Below are 20,380 nucleotides of genomic sequence, written 5' to 3'. Positions count from 1 at the left end.
GCCGCTGCTGCGGTGCACTCGCGCGATGCGCGCGTCGCCGACAAGAGGAACGTTGGTCCGGCGGGTTGGCCAGAGCCAGTGAGACGGATCAGACCGTCGGCCGCCTGTTGGAGGGGGAGAGTGCCCATACAGGGATCCCGAGACCGGGGAGGTAGCGGGGCGCGACCCGGGCCGGCTCAGCGTGGGCCTTGCGGTCATCGCCTCATCTCCTACGAGTCAGGCACGCGGCACGAGCATGGTGATGTGGGGAGAGACGGCCACGGTCAAGGACCTCCATTTGACCAAGTGAGCCAGTGAGCCAGTGAGATGATCAAGCGGGAGATTGCTCGGTGAGTAGGGGGTTGACCATGATCAAGGGCGCCGCGCTGCGGGGGTATTTATTGGAGGAGGCGCTTGCCTGGCTTCTGCGCTCCTCCGGCTACCGCCTGTTGGTGCACGAGAGCCAGGACCCCGAGGAGCTGGCGACCGAAGGGAACACGCTTCGGGTGCGGGGTCGGGGAGCACTGCATCAGGTGGACGTACTGGGGGAGTTCGCGTTCACACCGGCGTTCTCGATGCCGGTGCGGCTGTTCCTGGAGGCGAAGTTCTACCAGGAGCGTTGCGGACTGGAGATCGTGCGCAACGCCCACGGCGTGCTGCACGACGTGAACGAGAACTTCGTGATGCACGCCGGTAGAAGGCCGCGGCAGCGGTACCAGTACGCGTATGCCCTGTTCTCGACGAGCGGGTTCACGCCGGACGCCCAGAAGTACGCCTTGGCCCACCAGATCTCGCTGGTGGATCTGTCGGGCGCTTCTTTCGCATGGCTGCTTGGGACGATCGGTACCACTGCGTGGACGCTGGAGCAGGCGCAGTTCCACCTCGGGACGTCCGGGACATTCCCGGTGACGTGGATGCGTACGGAGCTGCGCAAGGAGCTGGGGACCTGGACTGCGTCTGCGGGGCTGCTGCCGACGCCGGCGCCAGCGGATGGCAGATTCCGGGACGAGGCTCAGGCGGCGATCGCAGGCTTCGCAGCCGCGCTCCAGCAGAACAGCGGTGCCGAGTTGCTGCTGGGCTTCCCGTCGGCACCATTCATCCTGCCGCTGGCTGTCAGCGATCACCTGGCGTTCACCACGTACGCGGATGCCAAACCGGACCATCCAGTGCGCATTCGGCGACGCGGCAATGGCGGTTCGGCGGAGTGGACGCTGTCGCCGCTGGGTGAGGAAGGTGCGTACGAGCTTGCCTTCAAGCTGCCGAAGCAGGTGGAGGACTGGATCAGTGACGTCGAGGGGAAGGAGCGGCGGCGCACCCTAGAGGTTAAGGAGCAGTTCCTTTCCGCGATCACGATCTACCGGATGAACGGCGGTGGCGTGCGGGCGTATCAGCTGCGCTACGAGGCGAGTTCCCTCTCGCACTTCTGATTCCCAGCGAGGAGGAATGTCGGCCTCCCCGAGGGCGGGGAGGCCGAGGTCTGTCAGACCGGCAGGTAGGGGCTGGGCTTGCCGTGCCAGCTGATGTTCAGCGCGTCTCGGGCCCGCGTAGTCGCCACGAAGAGCAGGGAACGGGCCTTGCGCTGCTCGCGCTCGTAGCGGGGCGGATCCTCGGTGCGGTAGCGGTCGATGACGTGCGTGCGGGGGAGGATGCCGTCACTGGCGCCCACGATGGCGAGGCGCTGGTACTCGAGGCCCTTGAAGCGATGCATCGTGCCGACGTGGACCTCGCCGTCACCCTTGGGACCGTCCTTGGTGAGTTCGGCGCAGGTGATGCCGGCCTTGGTGACCAGGTAGTACATGGTCTGGCTGACCATGTCGCGGTCGGCGACGCAGACGGCGATATGGCCGCTCGGGTCTATGGGTGAGCCGTTCTCGTCCGTGGAAAGCTCCTCGCGCCACGTGGCCAGGGTGGTGGCAAGGCCGGCGAGCTCGTCCTCCCAAGTGTCGTACGGCGTGAAGGCCGGGGCGGGGCCGTGGAGGACGGAACGGTATCCGGCGAGGTTGTCGGTGCCGTCGTCCAGGTCGTCGTAGTTCACCTGCTGCCCGGGCTTCACAGGGTCGACCACGCGGAGGGCCTCGGTGAGGATCTCCTTGGTGGTGCGGTAGCTGAGGGTGAGGCGAGAAGAACGGCCGCGGATGTTGATGCCGAGGCTGCCGAGGGCTACCTGGTGGTCGTAGATGCGCTGGTGGGTGTCGCCGGCGATGAACATGTCGTTGGGCAGGTCCGGGTCGGCCATGGCCCGGAGCATCTTCCAGTGCGCGGGGCTGAGGTCCTGGGCCTCGTCGACGACGATGTGCCGGTAGCGGTAGTTCAGGTAGCGCATGCCGGAGCTGTTGTCGCGGTGGATGAGGTCCTTGCCGCCGACCTCCTCTTTGTACTCGCGCCGGGCCCTGATCTTCGCGGCGCGCTCGATCTCGAAGCGGGCAGCGCGCTCGGACGCCTGGCCCCAGGTCTCCACGCTGAGCTTGTCCAGGCGGGCGGTGAACTGCTCGACGAGCTTCCAGATGTGGTTGCGCTCGGGCCGGGTCAGGGAACGGCCCCGTCCTGCACGGCGGGCCTGGAAGTAGGCGGAGCGGGTGGCGACGGACTGGCCGAGAATGACCTGCTCCCACTCTTCCAGGAGAAACTCGGCCTCCCAGCGGCGGTCGTCGAGTTCGGCGAGGAGTTGGCGCATCTCATTCAGCGCCACGTGGTCGTAGACACGCTGCCGGCCCCGGCCAGGTGCGGTGTTCTCACCCAGGACGCGGGCGGCGAGCTGGTCGATGTGAGCGATCTCGACACGGTCGAGGAGTTCGGGCTCGACGAGGGATGCCAGACGCAGGCGGAGGTCCGTGGTGAGGTTCTTGGTGAACGTGGTCAGCAAGATCGCCCTGTTGCTGCCGGGGGGCAGTTGCTCGGCCAGGTGCTTGACCCGGTGCAGGGCGACGATGGTCTTTCCGGTGCCGGGCCCGCCGGAGACGCGGGCAGGTCCGTTGTAGTGGCGGTGGACGATGCGTTCCTGCGTGGGGTGGAGAAAGACCTTCCAGGCTCGGAAGTCCCCTTCGTCGATGGCCGCCTGAACGGCATCGTCGACGGCGGTGACCTTGGTACGGCTCAGGGCCGCGGCGAAGTCACCGAGATCGGGCTCGTGGCCGAGCTCGACGGGCTGGGTGATCTCCTTGCGGACCTCGTCGATGGGCATACCGGCGGCGAGACCGTAGAGGACGTCTTTAGACAACAGCGGGGCGCCCTCGACGAGCTGGTCCAGCTCGGCGCTGTCGGTGACGGCGAGGGCCAGCTCGATCAACTGGTCAGCGACGCCCAGCTCACGCAGCTGGTCGGCGCTGTACGCGGCGAGCAGGGGAGGGGTCTCCACCGTCGGCTGGGGCTGTGGCTGTGGCTCGGGCTCGGCCCGCGGCGCGGCCCGGTCAGGTTCGGCCGGGGTCAGGGTGATCCCGGCGCGGCGCAGTGCGCTGTCGCCGACGACCGAGAGGTCGACGAACTCGATCTCGCCGGTGACACGGTTGACTGCGACCTGGAGCTCTTCGTAGACGTCCTTGCGGTGGCGGACGGCGATGACCAGCCAGCTCTCGGTGCCGTCCGCGTCTACTCCGGTCGGGGTCAGCAGCGCGCGGTAGGAGTCGTTGACCCGCGCGGACCAGATGCGCGAGTCGCCCTTGAGCTTCTTCAGCTTCAGGCCCGGTTGGTTGGGGTTGTTCCGGAAGACGTGGGAGAAGTCGTAGAACTGGGCCTTGACCGAGCGGTCGAGCTTGTACAGCTCCTGTTCGGCCTTGCGGTACAGGCTGAGCCGGGCGGTCATCGGGTGGTGCCTTCCGTATTGGGGAGCTGTACGAGCAGGGTGTCGAGGTGGTCGAGCCATGCGGCGGCGGTCCGGACCGTCCAGCCGTCCTCGGCGTAGGCGGCGTCGCGTCGCTGGGCCTCGATGTCCTCGGCGCCCTGGTGGGCGGCCACAACGGCGATCTTGAGGTCGGGAGTCTGCCAGGCGAAGTCCGCCTGCCAGCGGCTGCTTCCGAGTTCGAACCCGAAGACGGGGGCCTGCTTTCCGTGCTCGGCGAGCGTCTCGGCGAGGCGGAGAAGGGCAGGTGCCTCGTCGGGGTCGTCGCGCAGGATCTCCAGGATGTCGTCGTCCCAGACGGCGTCCCGGATGATCTTCCGGAGGGCGGCTTCCGCCGGCGAGTCCGTGCTCGGCTCCGAGGCGGCGGGCCGGACTGTGGGCTCGGGCACGAGGGTGGGCGCGGGGGCGAGTGCTGCGGCGAGCGAGTCGAGTTCACCCAGGCCACCGCACACGGCGAGAACCTCTACCTCGAAGTCCGCAGCGCTGCTGACGGCGAGCTGGACACCGTCCCCGCCGACGAGGGACAGGAACTGGGTGATGTTGGTCCAGTACAGCCAGGACCGCCACCGCAGCTTGTGCTCGTCGGTGTCGAGGACAGCGTCGCTGTCGTCGAGGACCGTCAGGGCGGTCCACCGCAGGTTGTCAGGGTCGGCCGCGTCCAGCGCGAACACGATCGGCAGACCGTGCTCGTCCTGGGTCCGGAACACATGAACGGGACCGAGGCTGTCGGCGTCGGGTACCACCGGCTTGCCGTGCCGTCGGCCAGCTCCGAAGGAGGCGAGCTGTTCGCGCAGCGCCGCGACGAGCTCGCTGCGCTTGCCGGTCGCGGCGACGGCGGTCGTGGCGGAAACAGCGGTGAGGCCGGTGACCAGGGCGCGGGCCCGGCGGGCCCAACGGGTGGCGTCAGGGTCCCGCAGATGGGCGATGAGCGTGTCGATCGGGTTGGCGAAGACGGCTTCGCCGAAGTGGGCACGGTTCCCGCCGTATTGCTCGTAGGCGGCCTTGGCCTGCTCCTGGGCGGTGCCCCGGTACGGTGGCCAGACGGGCTTGGTGCGCCCCGGCCGCCGTTCGAACAGATCGATGTCGGCCCAGGTGATCTGGAAGACGATCTTTCCGTCGGCACGGAGCCGGGTGCGCTGGGCCGCGTTCTTGGCGATGAGGTTGTGCTCCCGGCTGGCGTGGAACCGGAAGCCTTCCAGGTAGACGTGCACGCTCTGCACCGGACCGCCGACGCGGGTGAAGGTGAAGTCCGTTCGGGTGCCTTCGAGCTGCCGCTGAGCCGTCAGCCTCCAGTGCATCACGTCCGAGCCGTCGGTAAACCGCAGATGTCCGCTGGCGTGTCCCTCTTCATCCAAGGCCGCGTCGTCGGTGACCTTCACCCAGTCCCGCAGCGCGGTCAGGAAGCGGGCCTCCAGGTCGGATTCGACCTGAGCGTCGAGCCCCACCAGCCCGGTGTGCTCCACATCGCTGATGTCCCAGCCGTCCTCGCCGTCCTCCTTGAACAGCAGCGACTCCAGCATGCTGAGCGCCGCCTGGCGCGAGACGACGTCCTGGAACTGCTCGGGGGTGTAGCGGTGCAGACAGCGGTGGCAGGCGCGCCGTTGCTCCTCGGCGCACGGACATGCCTTGAGCTGTTCGTACGCCCGAGCGAGGGTGTCTCGGAAGGCACGGCGGTCGGTGAGCCGGTCCAGGTAGCCGGTGCCGCCCGGGAGAGAGTCGAAGAGCACCAGGAACCAGCGGCGCTCGCCGCTGTCCATGTCCGGCATGGAGGCCACCGTAGTGTCCAGGTGCTGCGGGTCGCCGCCGAAGTGCAGGTCGACACCGAGTCGCAGGGCGGCCCGGAAGGAGTGCACCCGTGCGTCGACGTCGGCTGTCGCGGCCGGGATGAGGATCCGCAGGGCTTCGGTCTGCAACTGGTGGGCCAGCAGCACCTGCTCCTGTGTGACGCCGTCCTTCTTGCCGCGGCGCAGCGGGCACCACGGGCGGTGGTGCTTGAGCTGCGGGGCGCGGGCTGCTGCCGATTCAAGGGCGTCGGTGTCGTGGTCGAAGACCGGACGGCCGTCCGCGCTCGCGGCCCCGCAGGCGGTGCACACGTGGAAGGGGTTCAGCCGGACCAGGTGACCGGCGAAGTCATCTCGGGCAGGAGCGTCGTAGCGGACCGGGCCGACGTTGATCCGTCGGATCATCGCCGTGCGGCAGAAGTCCACGCCGAACGTCTCGCGGTCGTGCCGCCAGGACTTCCCCCGCTCGATCTTCTCGACGGGGATGTCCACCGCGTCCACAACGGTGTAAGAGCGGCGATCACGGTCGTCCTTGTCGTCCCGGATCCGTGCGTCCTCACGCTTGTCCCGCGACGTCACGGTGGCCGGCTCCACGACCTGGAACAAGCAGGAGCCGTCGTCGGCGATCTGGCTCGTCCTGCACCGGGGGCACGGAGAGCGATCGTCGGTGGCGTCCTCGGTGCGTACGTACCCGCACCCTGGGCACACCCTCCAGGTCCGCCACTCCTGGCGCCCACCCGTCGACAGCTCCAGGCCGGTGATCTCGTGCCGGTAGCCGTTGACGTAGAAGGTGTTGCCCGGAGCCAGCTCCTGGATCGCGAAGCGGCGGGGCCGCTCATAGGAGACGGTCTCGGACGTGTACACCACCTTGCCCGTCTTCGGGTCGATGCCGTCCTCCCCGTACAGGGTCGCCGACAGTGTCGTGGACGAGTCGATGAGGGCGTAGTTCGGCAGCAGACCCAGGTCACACAGCGCGGTTTGTGCCGTGGTGTCGCCCAGGTGGAGCAGCTGCCTGCCCACCCCGCGCCGTTCGGCGTCCAGTTCGGCCTTCTGACGGGCCTGGTCGGGGTCGCTGTCGTGCAGCTCGCCGTGGGCCTCGTCGATCTCCCGCAGCCGCGCCCGAAGCGCGTCCTCGGCGCGCCGCCACTCGCCTTCCGCCCTCTCTACGGCGCTGCGCAGACCGTGCGTCGCATACGCCTCCAGGTCGGCCCCGGCCTGCTCGCTGACGCCGGCCGGGAACAGCCGCAGGAACCCCTTGACCAGCTCCTCGCCCTGGTCGAGGGCCAGCTCCACCAGATCGGTCAGATAGCCGGACGGGCCGAACAGGCGCGGCGCCTTGTGCGGCAGCGCGCGCAGCACGATGCCGTCCGCCCGGACGAGACGGCCGGCCGCGGCGAGGTCCAGCAGATGCGCCAGGTACTGGCGACGAAGGATCTCGACGGCTGACAGGTAGGACCCGGGCGGCACGATCGTGCCCGCGATCAGGTCCTTCGGGCGCTCAAGGAAGTACAGGTCACGGCGCCGCCGGTCGGGGATGGTCAGCAGGAAGGCATTGCCGGTGCGGCGACCGGCCCGGCCGACCTGCTGAGCGTAGGAGGCGGGGCGGCGCGGCAGCGCGGCCAGCACGACGGCGGACAGGTCCCCGATGTCGATGCCCATCTCCAGCGTCGGCGTGCAGGACAGCACATTGGGGTCCTTGAACCCGCCGCCGCGCTTGAACGCTTCCTCGACCTTCTCGCGCTGGTGCCGTGTCAGCATGCCCGTGTGTTCGGCGGTGACCACCTGATAGGTGCCCGCGCCGAGATAGAGCCGCCGGTAGTAGTCGTCCCTGTAGTCGCGGTCGCGGTGGTGTACCCCCAGCCCCTCGGGCCGGTCTCCGGCCACAAGGCGGCCTCGTCGGCACCGGTAGGAAGGACAGGGCTGGTCGTGCCACTGGTCTAGCAGGGACGGGTGGACCGTCTGCTCCCAGAAGCACACCGGGCACCGCACGTACGAGACCCGCACCTGCTCGTCGTCCAGCAGCCGGGCCTCGATGTTGCCGGGCTTGAGCCCGTACACCCGCACCGAGGTGTCGTTCGGGGTGCGCACCGACAGCAGTCCCATCGAGGCGAGTTCGGGCAGCAGCCGGCTCCACAGCTCGGGTGCCAGCTCACGTGGCAGCTCCAGGCACCGCCCGGCCCACCGCTCGTACCAGGAGAGCCGTCCGGTCGCGAAGTCGAACTCGCTGCCGTTCTTGGGCTGCCCGAGCAGGAACACGGGGGCTGCGATCCCCTTCGGGAAGGCCCGCATGCCCGGAGCCCGCTTGCCCCAGATGTAGTACCGGCTGGTCCCCGCCTCGTCGATGTACTTGTTGAGCCACTGATGGGCGACCGCACCCCGGGTGCGGAGCCGTTCCAGGAAAATGCGTACGAACGCCAGATAGCGAGCGTCGTCCTGCGCCACCAGCGGCAGGCCGTCCCGCACGCACTCCTCGTGCAGCTGCTTGACCAGCGAGATCACTGCCGCCGGGTCGTCGATGCGGACCTGCGCGGCAGCGGTGCGGGTCAGCTCCAATGTACGGCCGTTCCGGGACCGGAAGCCGAACTCCATGAGCGCCTCGAAAGCCAGCCGCTGACCGATCAGCCGCCACGTCTTCAGGTCCCCACCGCGACCCTGGCCGGATAGCAACCGATTCACGCCCTTGAAGCCGTGCAGGTCCGGTGGCACCACCGCCGAGAGGGTGTCCTTGTCCGTCGTGGCGTCGACGACGTTCGCGATCAGATCATTCAGCGCGGTCGGCTCGTCGTGCCGCAGGTGGTCGGCGAGGAGAGCACGGAGCGAGAAGGTGTACGAGCGGTTGGCGACGAACCCGGCCCGGTGCGCGGCGTCCTGCACCGAGTCGTTGAACATCAGCGTCTTTTTCTCGTGAAGCTTCTTGTCGAGCTCCCCACCGGTGAAAAGCTGGGTGATGGACGCGGCCGCCATCGCGGCGGCACCCGTACCGAGGTAGCGGATCGCGTTGCGCTCACCGCACGCCGGACACCAGTCCTCCTTGGCCGCGGTGTTCGCAGTCTCCCCGAAGTTCACCAGCACGAACGCCGAGTCACGGGCCGTCAGCCGGGGCTCCTTGGTCTCCCGGTCGTAGTCGTTCAGCGGATCAGGCAGTCGCAGCCGCTTACGGGTGCCGTCCAGCACCATCAGCACCCCGCCGGCACCCTGCGACGCAGCCGAGCCCCCCTTGCCGCTGGCCGCAGTGAGCAGCGCGGCCCCGGAACCCTCCCGGGCCTCCCGGTCCGTCGCGGCGATCAGGTTCCGCACCCGGGCCTTGTCCTGGCCCAGCGAGGCCCGCCGAATCTTGTACGTGTCGAACTGGACATCGTGGTCATCGCTCTCCGGCGAGAACACCGCCCACCCCGACCGCCCGCAGTCACGGCAGTAGATCGCCGGCAGGAACAGGTTCGCGCTCTGCCCCGACGTCGCCGTCGTCACCGGCGCCATACGGCCGCTGTCGGCCGCGCCGGCATCGGCCGTGCCGGCCACATCCCAGCGAAACTCCGCCTTCGGCCACGGCAGCACCCCGCGCAGCAGCCGCGACACCGAACGCGCCCACTGATGCACCTCGACGTGCACGAAGGGCCGGGGCTCGGCGGGCGAGGACTCCGGATCGCGGGCGTACGACAGCAACGCGACGAACCGCGCCAGCGCCTCGGCCGCCTTCTCCGGCTGCCGCGCCACCGCCTCGGACCAGCCGGCGGCGCCTGCACGCCACATCACGTCCAGCACTTCGGCACTGGTCTTCACCCCGCCGCCGAGCGCCTGCATCACCGCGCGAGTGAACAGATGCCGCTTGAGGTTCCCACCGAGGAGGAACGGATCGAGGTCACGGACGTCCGTCACCTTCTCGATCAGATCCAGCAACGCCTCATCGCCGGTCGCCGGATCGGGCAGCGCCAGCAACTCGTCGGGTGTCGGCATCGGCTGCATGGTCACGTCGCCAAGCGGGATGAACTCCTCGACCGTGAGCCGGTTCTCCCCGACGATGGAGTCCGCCGTGAACTCCGTACCGAAGACGTGGGTAGCCACCTCCAGCAGCTGCGCCGTGCCGTCCTCGTCCGTGCCGGAAGCAAGCGTCGCCGACGTCGCGACCGGACAGATCTTCCCCAGCGGACGGCCTTCCTCAGCTGCCCCGACGGAGGCGGCGAGTCGACGCAGCAGCATCCCGACGTCCGTGCCCTGCGCGCCGTCGTACGTGTGGAATTCGTCCACGACGACGTAGCGGATGTCCGAGTCCCGCCACAGGGGAGCGTCATCCGCACGCTGGAGGAGGAGGTCCAGCATCTTGTAGTTCGTTATCAGGATGTCGGGCGGGGACAACTGCATGTCCGAGCGGCGGGTCCGCACCTTCTCGTACTGCGTCGCCGCGCGCTCTCCGATGTAGAGGCCGGCCGACAGCTTCCCGAGCTCGGCGTTCTCCGTGAGCAGATCGTTGATGCGCTGCGCCTGGTCGGTGGCCAGGGCGTTCATGGGGTAAAGGAAGACCGCCTTCACCCCGGTCTTGCCGACGGCCCGCTCCCGACGGCAGTGGTCCAGCACGGGGTACAGGAACGACTCCGTCTTACCGGACCCGGTACCGGTGGTGACCAGCGTCGGTTGCGGGGTGTGGCCGCGCGCTGAGGTTAGCCGCGCGAACGCGACCGCCTGGTGCGCGTACGGCTTGAAGCCCTCCCGCTGCCACTCAAGGTGGGTGCGCCACTCCTGGCCTGCCACGGTGAATGGTGTCCGGATCCGCAGATATGGGCCTCGGAACATCCCCGACGTCTCGTCCCCGAGGAACCGGTGCAGTGCCTCACGCGCACCCTCGTCGGTGAGCGCGTACGTCGTCGACAGATACTGCAGCAGGCTCTCCTTGAGCCCGCGTGCCTGAAGCGTTGGCCTCACGGCTTCGGCACCTCCTGCTTCACTGGATCCCACTCACCACGGGCGACGGCGTCATCGAGCCGCCTCTGGAAGTAGGCGTGTGCGGCCCGCATCTCCGCCTCGCGGTCAGCCTTGTAGAACGGCGCGGTGTATCCCTCCGGCACGGGTGCGTTAGTCGGATCGGACCGGTACGCCTCGAACTGCGCCCAGCTCTCCTTCGTCTGCCGCTGTCCGATCGTGCGAGCGTTCCCTGCGATCTTCCAGCCGTCGACGTCGAACCAGGTCACGGCCTCGTACTTCTGCAGCACTGGGAAGCGGCCCCGGTAGGCAGCGATGAGCGCATCCGCGTCCATGCCGAGCCACACGGCGACCAGCGCGTCGATCTCGACCAACGCGGAACGGCGGGCACGCTCGGCGCGGAGGGGCGTCTCGGGACGCCAATCTGGGGTCACCTCGTGGAGCGGCTGGAGGTCGGGCCAGTCACAGGCCCACGGCTCGTAGGCGGGCCAGGTGGGGTCGTAGAGCTCCGCCCAGAGGTCGGCGTAGGCGCGGGTGAGGCAGTTTAGGCGGAGAGTGCGGAGGAGGAGGGCGGAGGCCAGCGGGTGGTTTGGAGTGGGGGCTGGCAGACGCTGAGCTTGGGTAACGTCCAAGTTCGCGGTACCTGAGATGCGCAGTGAGTAGTCGAGGGGCAAACTCGACCAGAAGCCAGCGATGAGAGCCGTATTGTGGTTGTTGCGCACCCATCCGCTGCGGACGCCGTCAATGTGCGCAACACCGGGAGGAACGATTGCGACGTAAAGTGCCCTCTCGGTATTTGATGCAATCATTTTTCGCCAGGCGAGCCTGTGGAACGTTGTATAGCGGCGCTTCGCGCGCTGCCTGAGTAGGTTGTCGATCTTCGCAGGATCAGCCTGTTCCATCGGGACGCGGCTGGCACTTGCAACGGAGGCACGTGTTTGCGACAGTGTTTTGCCGTTTCCGCGCAGTCGATCCAGAGCCCGGTGGTCGACCCAGCGTTCCTGCTCGGTTAGATAAGCGTTAGTTCTGCCGTGCGCCCTCACATAAGCGGTGTCTGGAACAAAGTCGGACGCGAGGCCGACAAGATTCACGCCATAGGGATCATTGCTGTTCGCGTTATGGCGCTTGAATACCGGCGTGGCGATGCCGAGTTGGGTGCCCTTGAGAATGACATGCCGCCAGCTATCAGGCTTGTACTCCTCGCCCGTGGTGGAGTCGCGGCGGTTGTAGTCGATGAGGTTGTCCTTCTTGGCACCGCTCTCGTCGTATCCGCGTGCGATTTGCGGAGAAAGAGAGCCGAGTCGAACCGGATAAGCTGCGAGGGCTTTAATCGCCGATGCCTCTCCCACAGTGACGGGGGAAAGCAGGCGGACCTGTTCGACGGGTTGATCGACCTCGTCAAGCATTCGCTGCCAGACAGAGAGTTGGTGTCTGTCCACCCTGACGACGCGAGCCCGATGCGGGCGTTCGTCGAACTCGCCGTTGCGGTATCGAATTCCGGGAACCTCGCCCAGACCGTCGTGTTCGGCGGAGTGGCGCAGTGCATCTACGGAGACAAGCCAAGACAGGTGATCGAAGCCGATCTCAGAGGGCCGACCGTAGACGTGCACACCGAAGTGGGCGGTATCACCTACCGGACGCGGGAAGAACCTCTGCCCAGCGTTCACGAAGTCACCGTGAATACAGAGCCGCCGGTACGCCGCCTGTCGCAGCGGACCTTCCTTATCCCCCGTGAAGTGCGTATCCGGATGCACCATCCCCGCAGTTCCATCAGAGGAGGTGTGCGCCCATACCTGGGACATGAAGGCTCGGTACAGGTCCGGCTGCGTACTCGTCAGCAGTGGATACATCTGCGGTGAGCCGAACACGGCGACCTGGGCGGTCGTGCTCGTCAGCTCCCCGAGCACGTATTGGTGAGCTTCCTCGGACGCCAGCACCTTTCGGCGCCGACGGTCCTTCTCGTTCGCCGACGCCTTATCCTCCAGCTCGAACCACGGCTCGTGCTCCGCCAGCACGGCCGACTCGTTCCAACGGGGCCGTACCCACGGCGGGTTCCCCACCTGGAGATCGAAACCGCCGCCTCGAGCGAAGATAAGAGCGAACTCCAGCTCCCAGTGGAGGAAGCCCTGGTCCTTCGCGATATCGAGTACCTCCCGGAGCCACGGGAAGCGGTCCTCCGGGTTGCCGACGTCCATTCCCATGAAGCTGGGCAGCGTTTCTTCGAAGTTCTTGAGCGCGTCGAGGTCCTTGAAGCTGTCGATGAGGGTGCCCTCGGGCACGTCGGCCGTGCCGAGCATGGCCTCCAGGAACTCCAGCCAGTCGTCCAGGTCCTTGAGCGGGACGATTGCCCGACGCTCCAGCGCCTTTGGCTTCGGAGGTGAGGTCTGGGACCCTCCCCGCGGCCTGATCTCCTTGACCTCCACGACCGAGTCATCGGCGCTAAGCTCGAGGTCCTCAAAGCTGGTCTGCTCTGGGCCGAAAGCAAACAGGGCCGTCGCCTCGACGAACCGCGGAGCGGGTGTGGGTGTCGGCACGGCGGCCGGTTCCGGATCGGCAGGGGGCCCGGGCGACTGCGTCACCAGCGGCGCGCCGTCGAGCAGGCGGCTGAGGCTGTCCGCTCCCGTCACTTCCAGCTGTGCCGCGTACTCCCCGGCCGTTCCGTCGAGCAGCCCGGCCTTGTCGACGGGCCAGAACCACAACGCGCACCAGGCATCCATGATCTTCTTCAAGCGCCAGTACGGGGTGTCGGCAGCGTTGAAGAGGTCCTCGAGTACCTGCTCCTTGGGAACGGCCTGGTCGGGACGATGGAGGAAGGCGAACTCGGGGTCCGTGGGGTCGGCGCCCCAGACGTCGATCCGGCGGGCAATCGCCTGCTCGGACAGCTCCATGCGCTTGACGACGAGCGACCAGAGGAACTCGACCCGCCGAGCGGCGTCACTGAGACGGGTGAACTGGGACACCGGCTCCTTCTTCGACTTGCCGACCTTGCCGCGCTTCGGGCGCTGGAGGATGCCTTTCTTCCAGGCGGCGAGCTGATCAACGCCTTCCTTCGCGAGTTCCTTAGCCTCCTTCGAGCCCGCGACCGCAGCCCACCCGGGACTCGGCAGAAGGAACTGGTGGACCGCGTCCTGGGGGAGTGGCTGGGGCTCGCCGTCCTTGAGGAAGGGGAGCGGGGTGGGCGCCAGGGCACCCTTGGCCTTGAGCCATTCCTTGCCGGTGACGTCGTCGGCCGCGTAGACGGCACGGCGGGCGCCGATGAGGCTGTTGCCTCGGCGCAGGTGCAGGCCGAACCAGGGGGCGCGCATGCCCGGGTGCATGGTGTTGAGCCAGAGGGACACCTCGGCCAACTCGACGCCCGTGGCGTTGAGGTCGACGCCGTACGCGTTGTGCAGAGCGATGTACGCCTTGGCCTTCTGCTTCTCGGTGAGGGCGTCCGCGGTCGGGATGGTGACGCCCAGCTCGTCCTGCCTGCGGCGCAGGTACTCCTCAGCGACCTGGTTGATCGCCTCGTTGAGGAATGCGCCGGAGCCGAGGGCGGGCTCGCAGATCTTGTACTTGAGCAGTTCGGACGCGCGGGTCTTGATGGCGTTGCCGTCGGCGTTGCGCTCCTGGTCCAGGCGGTGCTTGAGAGTGAGCTCGACCGTGACCTCGGTCAGCGACTCGGGCGTGTAGTACGAGGCGGAGGTCTCGCGGTCACGGCCGGCGAGGCGGTAAACGAAGGAGCCCTTCTCGTACTTCTTGACGCCGCGCAGGCCCTTGCGGGCGTCGTCCTCGTCGTAGTGGACGAGGCTCTTGTCGGGGTACTGGTCCTGCTTCTTCAAGGGGATGAGCCAGGAGCCCTTCTCCGGGTCGCCGCCCTTGGCGACCTCGCACAGCTCCTCCTCGGCGATGATGCCGGTGTACGACATCAGGCCCTCGTAGACGGCGCCGAGCTGGTTGATGCCGAGGTTGCGGTAGGAGATGAAACCGCCCCGCTCGCCACGCTTGCCCTTCTTCATGGTGAGCAGACGCAGCACCTCATGCAGGGCAGTGTTGCGGAGCCGCAGGTCGAGCCACCGCGGGTCGCTGTCCTCGTCGCTGCGGGGGTCGAGGACGCCCCTGCCGATGAGGCGTACCGAGCGGGGCTCGAAGAGCTCGCTGCGCAGGGGTTCGAAGCGCAGGCCACGGTCCTCGCTGCGGCGGGCGGCCTTGGCCTTGCGAGTCTCCTCGTCGTCGCCGGGCTGGTCGTCGTCGGCCTCGGTGCCGTACGGACGGTGGCCGAAGTTGACCTTGTTGAAGAGGACGTCCAGGGATTCGTAGAGGTGGAAGCCGTTGCGGGCCTCCTCCTCGACGAGTTCCTCGTCGCGTTCGACGAGCTCGCGCAGGCGGGCCATCGAGTAGCCGGCCTCGTAGCTGCCGTCGTCGGCGGGGAGGATGCCGAGTTCGGGGCGTGCCTCGGCGTAGAGGAGGAACAGGATGCGGTAGAGGTAGCGGAGGGATTCGCGGGTGAGTTCCCGGGCGAAGGGGATCTTGGGGCTTTCGATGTCGGCCGGGGTGACGTTGTTCTCCGGCTCGGCCATCCGCGCGAGGACTTCGTTGGCGATGATCTCTACCGAGCGCTGGAGCCCGTGGCGCAGTTCGCCGGAGACGCCGGCGGCGTTGGCGCTGGAGGACTTCAGCAGGGCATCGATGGTCCGGCTCTGGTCGTTCTCGCCGGGCCGGAGCATGTCCAGGCTGAACAGCGCCGCGATGGTGGCGAGTTCGCCCTGCTGGCTGCGGTCGTTGCGTTCGAGGGCTGCGTCGAGGTTGACGGCGAGGAAGCGGCCCTCATTCCAGGACTGGCGATCAGCGAGGACGAGCACGCCTCCGCACAACAGCAGGACAAAGCGCGGGCGAGGCCCGCCGTCCTCGCCGAGCTCGCTCTGGAAGAGCCAGGACGCCAGGGCCGGGCCGGTCTCGTACACCTCGCTTGCACTGACACGCAGCGGGTGCAGGAGCCGACCGGGGCCCGTCGCGTTCAGGGCGGCGTCGTTGTCGGCGGCCCAGCCGCAGTCCAGGGCGATGATCCCGTGGCCGTGGTAGGCCACGGTCAGGGAGTGGTCGCGTCCGGCGCGGTGGACGGTGACCTCGGTGGGAGTGGCCTCGAAGCCGAGGGCTTGCAGGACCGTGTGGTGCCACTCGGCCAGACGCTTGCGCCACTCGGGGTTGTTGTGGGTGTTCGGTCGGACCTCATCTCCTGCGTCGCGCTCGGCGGCCTCGGCGAAGTAGCCGCGTACGTCTTCGGAGAGGTAGGCGCCGCGTAGCGAGCGGAGGAGCTCTCGAGGAGTCTTCCGCGGGTCGTGCTCATCGCCTTCGCGCAGGGCCCAGGTGGCGAACAGGCCCTTCTTCAGGTCGGTTCCGAGCTGTTCGGCGAAGTAGTGCGCGGCGAAATATTCGCCGCGGTTGCTGAAGGAGTCGAAATCGGTGCTCATCGGTCGGTGCCTCCCTCAGCGGCATTGAGCGGTTCCAGGACGGCGAGCAGGCGCAGCATCGGCTCGCCCGTGGTCTGCAGGGAGTTGAGAAGGCTCAGCCGCCTGCTGGCGCTGAGGTTCACTCCGCGCTTTCCCGTCCCATCAGAAGAGAACATGGCTTCCTGTTGCCAGTGCACGACGCGCTTGCGGGACGGGGCCAGGATCGCCTCGATCTCCTCGCCGTACGCCTCTTTCAGGTCCCGGAGGTGCTGTTCGGCCCTGTCGATGGCTGCAGGCACGAGCTCCGTCAGGCCGCTGAGGTCGCGCGGCGCGGCGCGGCCGGGCATCGTCGGACCCACGCCGTAGTCCTCCAGAACCTCCGGGGTCAGAGGCGTCACCTGAAGGTCGTGGGGGTCGCCGTGGACGGCCATCCACTCGACGATGGTCGGCCGACCCAGCGCGTTGGAACAGAGGCCCTGCACCAGGAACGTCGGAGAGTTCACGGAGGCGGCGAGCACGGGGGCCTGGTGGCGGCCGACCTCGACGAGCACCTTGTCGGTCAACCAGTCCAGTACGGGGTGGACGTCGGTGACGTAGGAGACGTTCGGCCACTGTGACTTGGACGACTCCCGGGCCGCCTTCAGACGCCGGTCCGCGAGGTTCTTGGAGAAGGTGATGCGCATTCGTCCCGGCTCAGTGTTCCGGGGCATGATCCGCTGCTCTTCGAGGTACGACTTCGGCAGTGCCTTCAGCCTGTACAGCAGGTCACGCGGAGGTTCGAAGGCGATCGTGCCGTCGTCGTCGCGGCGCATAGAGAGCTGGTCCTCGGGATTCGGACGGCAGATCTGACGCAATGCCTCGTCGAAGTAGTCATTGGTGGACGAGAACAGACGTGGCACGTACGCCCGCCGCACCTCGGGATGCTCCGGGACGGCGCCCACCTGGCCGAGCAGTCCGGAAAGGAACGCCGCACCCCCTTGCTGGGACTGCTTGATCGACTCCTCGACTGTCCGGCCGGCGATCAGGTCCTGAGTGAGGCGGTTCTCTTCCTCCTTGGCCCGGTACAGGCCGGTTACCGCCTCCACCGAGCCCTCGATTTTGTGCGCTTCCTCCTCGCGTTTCAGCAGCTTTTCGCCCACGAGGCGGTCGTCCAGCGTGCGGGGCTCCCCGGTCGTCTCGTCCGTCCGCCAGGGGATGTCGCTGGTGAGGATCAGAGCGCGGAACTCAGGCCGGTGCTGCTGGCCGTAGCGGTCGATACGGCCGTTGCGCTGCTCGATGCGGATCAGGGACCACGGCAGGTCGAAGTGGATCAGCCGGTGGCACTGCTGGTGGAGGTTGACGCCTTCGGAGGCGACGTCGCCGGTGAACAGGATGCGTACGGGGTCGTCGCGCAGCCCGAACTTCTCGACGATGGCCTGCTGCTCCTCGTCGCTGGTGGCATCGCCGTGCATGACCTGGACCGCGCCGCCGAAGGCGAGCCAGGGCTTGTTCTCGTCAGGGTTGGCGCCGCGACGGAAACCGAGTGCGGCCGGGACAGCCTCCGCGAGCCACTTCAGTGTGGGGATGCGCTCGGAGAACACCACCACGCGGGTCTCCGAACCGGGGCCGACACCCATGCTGCGTAGCTCGTCCAGGAGGGCCGCCAGTTTCGCTGAGTCATCGTCCTGGATCCGCTCGGCCACGTCCCGGAGGTCCAACAAGGCGGCGCGCTCCGCCTGCCTTGCCGCCTCCCGGACCGCCGGGTCGACCGGGCGGGCCGGCCTCTGCCCGCCTCGCGCCGACTCTGCGGCCGGCTGCTTGTCCAGCGTCGCCAGTCGCGTCTTGACGGTCTCCAGCAGGGCCTTGTGCGAGGACAGGAAGGACTTCAGCAGCTGGTAGGGCACCAGTTGGTGTCGGCTGACCGACGGCTGGTCGGTATCGGCCGGAATCCAGCGCGTGGCGAGCTCCTGGAAGACGGCGAGTTCCTTCTCACCGGCCGTTACGTGGATCGGCTGGGACGGTCCACGGTCCGCCCAGGCGCCCTTCAACGAGTCACGGACCTCAGCCGTCGTCTTCGTACGCCGGATGTAGAGGTGCTCAAGGTCCTTCACTTCGTACTTCGACGGGTTGGCGATGGCCGCCTCGTCCAGCATTTTGATCAACTCGGCGAACGACTCGGCACGACCGTTGTGGGGCGTGGCTGACGCCAGAACCAGCGCGTCGGTCTTCCGAGCCAGCAGACGGGCGAGCTCGTTGTTCTTGGTGCCCCGGTTGACCAGATTGTGGGACTCGTCAATGACGACGGCGTCCCAGTTGGTGTGCTCGAGGTGGTGCGCGTAGACGTCGCTCTTGAGCGTGTCCACGGAGATGATCGCGCGCTTGAAGTAGGCGAACGGGTTCCGGCCGGCCGGGATGTCCTGCTGGATGCGCTGGATACCGGTGGAGTCCAGACGGACGAGCGGAATGGCGAAGCGGGTCCACAGCTCCCGCTGGAACTGCTCCAGCACATGCTGGGGGGTCACGACCAGGATGCGCTCGCCGCGTCCGCGCCGGATCAGCTCGGCCAGCAGCACTCCGATCTCCAGGGTCTTGCCCAGGCCCACGACGTCGGCGATCAGGATCCGCGGCTGCGGGTTCTTCTCCAAAGACAGCGCCAGTTCGGCGGGCCGCAGTTGGTGCGCCTGCTGGTCCATGAGGAACCCGTCGGCCAGCGCGAGCCCATGCTCGGTCTGCGGCAGGAACGTCTTGCGCATCACCGCTTCAAGGAACAGACGGCCTCGACGGTGGTTGGGTGAGTCGTCCGGGACGAGCCGCGTCTCCCGCGGGTCCAGCACCTGGATCGCGTCGAGTCGGCTGTAGAAGACCGCGTCCGTGCCTCGCACGAAGGACGAGATGCCGGTGACCTCCACCATCCACCCGTCTTCGCCGACGTCCTTGGAGTTCCGGACGAGCCACAGCTCGTCGCGAATCAATACCTGGGACCCCGGGGCGTAGCCGGACGACCCGCTGGTCCGCCGCGAGGCTGGAGCATCCTCCGGCGCCCAGGCGTCCCACACCTCATCGCCCTGGCCGCCCACGGCTTCCGCCTCGACGCTCAACATCCGCTCCGATCCATCACCCGCGGCCACCGACGGCCGCACACACCCCACACGCCTGCAAACGACGGACTACGCCGTTCGAGCGCGCCATTCCGACAAAGACTCTCACCCAGCACTGTCAGCGCAGGAGTCACAGAACGGGATCGGCGGCATACAACGCGCGCAGCTCGTTCGCGATCCGCTTCGACGCCAGGGGGCGTCCCTTGGCCGCGCCGGCCTTTGGAAGGTCGCTCCGGCTTCCGGACCCCGCGGTCGGCTTGGGCAGGAGAACCTCAGGTTCTTCTGGCTCCCGCTCCGGTTCGTCGGCCTCGGCCTGTGAAGCGCGCGGCGGGTCGTCGAGCGGGCTCACGAGTTCGCCGTTCTCGACAAGATCAACCTGATTGTGGATGAGCTTCTCGAATGGCACCGTCGGCGGCTCACCAGGGGGCGATGGAGCCTCGCCCCCCTTGGTGTGGGCGATCAGCGCGAGCCGGGCAGCCGCCGGTGTCACCCCGGAGTCAGAGAGGACCCTCGCGCACGTTTCGGAGACCGCTGGCAGAGTCGGCCGCTCCTCCGGCGTGTGGGCGAGCATCGACTCCAGCAGGGGCACCAGCGGCGCAGGCACACCAGAGAGATCGGGAGCTATCTCGGGATTGGTGACTTGTGCCGCGATTGCTTCCCAGCGCGATCCGTCGTATGGATAGTGGCGGGCCGCCGCGTAAAGCAGGACCGTGCCCAGCGCGTACACATCTGCCGCGGGTGACACCTGCGGATGGCCGCCGGCCTGCTCCGGAGGCATGCACCGGACGGTGCCGATGATCATGCCACTGTGTGACAGCGTCTCCTGAGAGGAGTCCATGAACGCGCCCAGACCGAAGTCGATGATCATCGGGCCGTCATCGCCCAGGATGACGTTCTGCGGTTTCAGGTCTCGATGGAGCAACCCCGCGGCGTGGACTGCCGACAAGCCTTCGGCGAGCAACGCCCCGAGGCTGGCCGCCAGCGGCAGCGGAAGTACACCGTCGCTGTCCACACAGGCCAGCAGCGTGCGACCGGCCACGTACTCCATGGCCAGCCAAGGCCGGTCTGCGTAAGGATCCGCGTCCAGGAAGCGGGCCACCCGGTTCGTGCCGATCACCGTGCGGGCGATCAACGCCTCTTTCTCGAAGCGCGCACGCGTCAGCGGATCGAGCTTGTCGTTGCGAATCACCTTCACCGCGACCGGATCACCTGCGGGCGTGTAGGCGAGATAGACCTCACCCATCCCGCCCGAGCCGAGCTCCCGCGCCACCGTGTACCGGCCGATCCGCGTGGGCACCCCGCTCATCCGCACCGACTCACCTTTCCACCGCGCCTCACCCGATCGGCGCTCTTGCCCGCCACACT

General features: G+C 67.7%; 6 protein-coding genes. 1 reads left to right on the top strand and 5 read right to left on the bottom strand.

Annotated elements, in window-relative coordinates; translation table 11 throughout:
- Positions 1-347 precede the first annotated feature (347 nt).
- The gene (locus tag ACFY93_RS18390) at positions 348-1,406 is read left to right on the top strand and encodes a hypothetical protein (protein ID WP_391359807.1); all 1,059 of its coding nucleotides are present in this window, start codon (positions 348-350) and stop codon (positions 1,404-1,406) included.
- Between the two features lie 53 nt (positions 1,407-1,459).
- Here ACFY93_RS18390 and ACFY93_RS18385 read toward each other — a convergent pair whose 3' ends face one another.
- From ACFY93_RS18385 to ACFY93_RS18365, 5 genes are all read right to left on the bottom strand, one after another.
- Positions 1,460-3,778, bottom strand: coding sequence for a UvrD-helicase domain-containing protein (locus ACFY93_RS18385; protein ID WP_391359805.1), 2,319 nt, complete (start codon positions 3,776-3,778; stop codon positions 1,460-1,462).
- On the bottom strand, positions 3,775-10,512 hold the full coding sequence (locus ACFY93_RS18380; RefSeq protein ID WP_391359802.1) for a DEAD/DEAH box helicase: 6,738 nt from the start codon (positions 10,510-10,512) through the stop codon (positions 3,775-3,777). The genes ACFY93_RS18385 and ACFY93_RS18380 overlap by 4 nt, the downstream gene beginning before the upstream one ends.
- Entirely contained in the window at positions 10,509-15,959 is a 5,451-nt protein-coding gene (locus ACFY93_RS18375) for a hypothetical protein (protein WP_391359799.1), read from the bottom strand. Before ACFY93_RS18375 ends, ACFY93_RS18380 begins: the two co-directional genes overlap by 4 nt.
- The gene (locus ACFY93_RS18370) at positions 15,956-19,018 is read right to left on the bottom strand and encodes an SNF2-related protein (protein WP_391359796.1); all 3,063 of its coding nucleotides are present in this window, start codon (positions 19,016-19,018) and stop codon (positions 15,956-15,958) included. Before ACFY93_RS18370 ends, ACFY93_RS18375 begins: the two co-directional genes overlap by 4 nt.
- A 127-nt stretch (positions 19,019-19,145) precedes the next feature.
- Entirely contained in the window at positions 19,146-20,321 is a 1,176-nt protein-coding gene (locus tag ACFY93_RS18365; RefSeq protein WP_391359793.1) for a protein kinase, read from the bottom strand.
- Between the last annotated feature and the right edge of the window lie 59 nt (positions 20,322-20,380).

This window comes from Streptomyces sp. NPDC008313, from assembly GCF_042956125.1.
Classification (GTDB): Bacteria; Actinomycetota; Actinomycetes; order Streptomycetales; family Streptomycetaceae; genus Streptomyces.
The sequence above is the reverse complement of the archived record's forward strand: the minus strand, read 5'-3'. Positions and strand labels throughout refer to the sequence as shown.

Coding starts and splice junctions, on each gene's coding strand:
- ACFY93_RS18390 (WP_391359807.1), top strand. CDS start 348: ATGATCAAGGGCGCCGCGCTGCGGGGGTATTTATTGGAGGAGGCGCTT.
- ACFY93_RS18385 (WP_391359805.1), bottom strand. CDS start 3,778: ATGACCGCCCGGCTCAGCCTGTACCGCAAGGCCGAACAGGAGCTGTAC.
- ACFY93_RS18375 (WP_391359799.1), bottom strand. CDS start 15,959: ATGAGCACCGATTTCGACTCCTTCAGCAACCGCGGCGAATATTTCGCC.
- ACFY93_RS18370 (WP_391359796.1), bottom strand. CDS start 19,018: ATGTTGAGCGTCGAGGCGGAAGCCGTGGGCGGCCAGGGCGATGAGGTG.
- ACFY93_RS18365 (WP_391359793.1), bottom strand. CDS start 20,321: ATGAGCGGGGTGCCCACGCGGATCGGCCGGTACACGGTGGCGCGGGAG.